The organism is Polaromonas sp. YR568, assembly GCF_943372955.1.
Taxonomy (GTDB): domain Bacteria; phylum Pseudomonadota; class Gammaproteobacteria; order Burkholderiales; family Burkholderiaceae_C; genus Polaromonas.
Window position 1 is genome coordinate 1 of sequence record NZ_CALSAL010000019.1, and the last position, 3019, is coordinate 3019.

The 3019-nt window shown below is 58.2% G+C and carries 2 protein-coding genes; both read left to right on the forward strand.

Going from position 1 to position 3019, the window contains the following annotated elements:
* Positions 1-228, forward strand: a 228-nt coding sequence (locus AAG793_RS16745; protein ID WP_341910251.1) for a copper-binding protein, incomplete at its 5' end; no start/stop codon positions are given.
* Positions 225-3019, forward strand: a 2795-nt coding sequence (locus AAG793_RS16750; RefSeq protein WP_341910253.1) for a CusA/CzcA family heavy metal efflux RND transporter, incomplete at its 3' end; no start/stop codon positions are given. The genes AAG793_RS16745 and AAG793_RS16750, both read left to right, overlap by 4 nt.

Here is a 3019-nt window from a genome sequence, read left to right on the forward strand (position 1 = left end):
ACGCTGACCCATGGTCCGATCCCATCCATCAAGTGGGGGGCGATGACCATGGATTTCAAAGCGCCGCCACCCAATGCCCTTCCACGCCGACTTGAGCCCGGAGACAGCGTTAACTTTGAGTTCTACATGGACGCAGATGGGTTACCCCAACTCACGCGCATCTCTCCAGACGCTACCCCAGCGACTGCCACACCCGTCGCACCTGCCGCACCAGGGAGCAAAAAGTGATCGCGCAGTTAATCCGTTGGTCTATCGTCAACCGTTTTTTGGTACTGCTTGCCACCTTGATGATTGGGGCCTGGGGTGTTTATTCAGTACTCAAAACACCGCTGGACGCCTTGCCGGACCTGTCCGACGTTCAAGTCATCATCCGGACTACTTATCCAGGGCAAGCGCCGCGGATTGTTGAAAACCAGGTCACTTACCCTTTGACCACGACCATGCTCTCAGTGCCGGGGGCAAAGACGGTACGCGGCTACTCCTTCTTTGGCGACTCCTTTGTCTATGTGCTGTTCGAAGACGGCACGGACATGTACTGGGCGCGTTCAAGGGTGCTGGAGTACCTCAACCAGGTGCAATCGCGCCTGCCTGCCGCCGCGAAGGCGTCACTCGGGCCAGATGCCACCGGCGTCGGCTGGATTTACCAATACGCCCTGATTGACCGCAGCGGGACCCAGGACGCCGGGCAACTCCGCGCGCTTCAGGACTGGTTCCTGAAGTACGAACTCAAAACCGTCCCCAACGTCGCTGAGGTAGCGTCAGTGGGAGGCATGGTTCGGCAGTACCAGGTGGTGCTCAACCCCGACAAGCTGGCAGCCTATGCCATCCCCCACTCCAAAGTGGTCGAGGCCATCCAGAAGTCCAACCAGGAAGCCGGCGGGTCGGTTCTTGAATTGGGAGAGGCTGAATACATGGTGCGGGCGTCAGGCTACCTTCAGAGTCTGGACGATTTTCGGGCGATCCCCCTGATGACGACGCCGGCGGGCGTGTCTGTGAGGCTGGGAGATGTCGCACGAATACAGATCGGGCCGGAAATGCGCCGAGGTATTGGTGAGCTTGACGGAGAAGGAGAAGCCACCGGCGGTGTGATTGTGATGCGCTCAGGAAAAAATGCACTGGAAACCATTGCAGCGGTCAAGGCCAAGCTGGCCTCGTTGCAGTCCAGCCTGCCGCAAGGCGTGGAAATTGTGCCGGTATACGACCGATCCGGCCTCATCAACCGCGCTGTGGATAACCTGAGCTTCAAGCTGCTGGAGGAGTTCTTGGTGGTCGCCGTGGTGTGCTTCATCTTCCTGTTCCACCTCCGTTCGGCTTTCGTGGCGATCATCTCCCTGCCTTTGGGCATCCTGGCGGCCTTCATCGTCATGCATTACCAAGGCGTCAATGCCAACATCATGTCGCTGGGCGGCATCGCGATCGCCATCGGCGCCATGGTGGATGCCGCAGTCGTCATGATCGAGAACGCCCACAAGCATCTGGAGCATTGGGCCCACGACCATCCAACCGAAAAGCTGGAGGGCGAAGCGCGGTGGCGCGTCATCGGTGAGGCTGCGGCTGAAGTCGGACCCGCCTTGTTCTTCTCACTGCTCATCATCACTTTGTCGTTTATCCCGGTCTTCACGCTGGAGGCACAGGAAGGACGTCTGTTCTCCCCGCTGGCATTCACGAAAACCTATGCCATGGCCGCAGCCGCTGGGCTGTCGGTCACTCTGATTCCAGTCCTGATGGGTTACCTGATCCGGGGTCGGATACCAGACGAAAAGTCCAATCCCTTGAACCGGCTGCTGATCGCGATCTATCGGCCCATGCTGGAAGTGGTACTGCGTGCGCCCAAACTGACTTTGGTGGCCGCTGGTGCCGTTTTGGTCATCAGCCTCTGGCCGTTACAGCATATCGGTGGTGAATTCATGCCGCGACTGGACGAAGGGGACTTGCTCTACATGCCCTCTGCACTGCCAGGTCTGTCGGCTGGCAAAGCCAGTGAACTGTTGCAACAAACCGACCGACTGATCAAGACAGTGCCCGAGGTGGCCACTGTCTATGGCAAGGCCGGCCGCGCAGAAACCGCCACCGATCCCGCCCCCATGGAGATGTTCGAAACCACCATTCAGTTCAAGCCACGCGATCAATGGCGAGCAGGGATGACGCAGGACAAGCTGGTCGAAGAGCTTGACCGGATCGTCAAGGTTCCTGGCTTGGCCAACATTTGGGTACCACCCATCCGAAACCGCATTGATATGCTGGCCACCGGCATTAAAAGCCCCGTCGGCGTCAAGGTGGCAGGCACTGATCTGGTCACCATTGACCGGCTCACTGGCGAGATTGAAAAGGCACTGAAAGACGTGCCAGGCGTCAGCAGCGCCTTGGCCGAGCGTTTGACGGGAGGCCGTTACGTCGACGTCAACATCCGCCGGGATGCGGCAGCCAGCTTTGGGCTGAACATTGCCGATGTGCAGTCGATCATCAGCACGGCAGTCGGTGGCGAGAACATCGGCGAGACTGTGGAAGGCCTGCAGCGCTTTCCCATCAACATGCGCTATCCCCGTGAACTACGGGACTCCATCGATAAGTTGCGCAACCTTCCGTTTGTCACCGAGCGTGGGCAGCGGCTGGTGTTGTCTGACGTGGCTGATGTGCGCATCACTGATGGCCCGCCAATGCTGCGCAGCGAAAACGCTCGCCTGTCCGGCTGGGTGTATGTTGACATCCGTGGACGCGATTTACGATCAGCAGTACAAGACATGCAAAAAGCTGTCAATGTTCAGGTGAAACTTCCGCCCGGTTACTCTGTTTCCTGGTCTGGACAGTTTGAGTTTTTGGAGCGTGCGACCGCCAAGCTCAAGGTGGTGGTTCCTTTTACGCTACTCATCATCTTTGTCCTGCTGTATCTGACCTTCAAGCGCTTTGACGAGGCCTTGCTGATCATGGCAACTCTGCCGTTCGCTCTCGTGGGAGGTATTTGGTTGCTGTACTTGCTCAGCTACAACTTGTCTGTGGCTGGTGCGGTTGGGTTTATTGC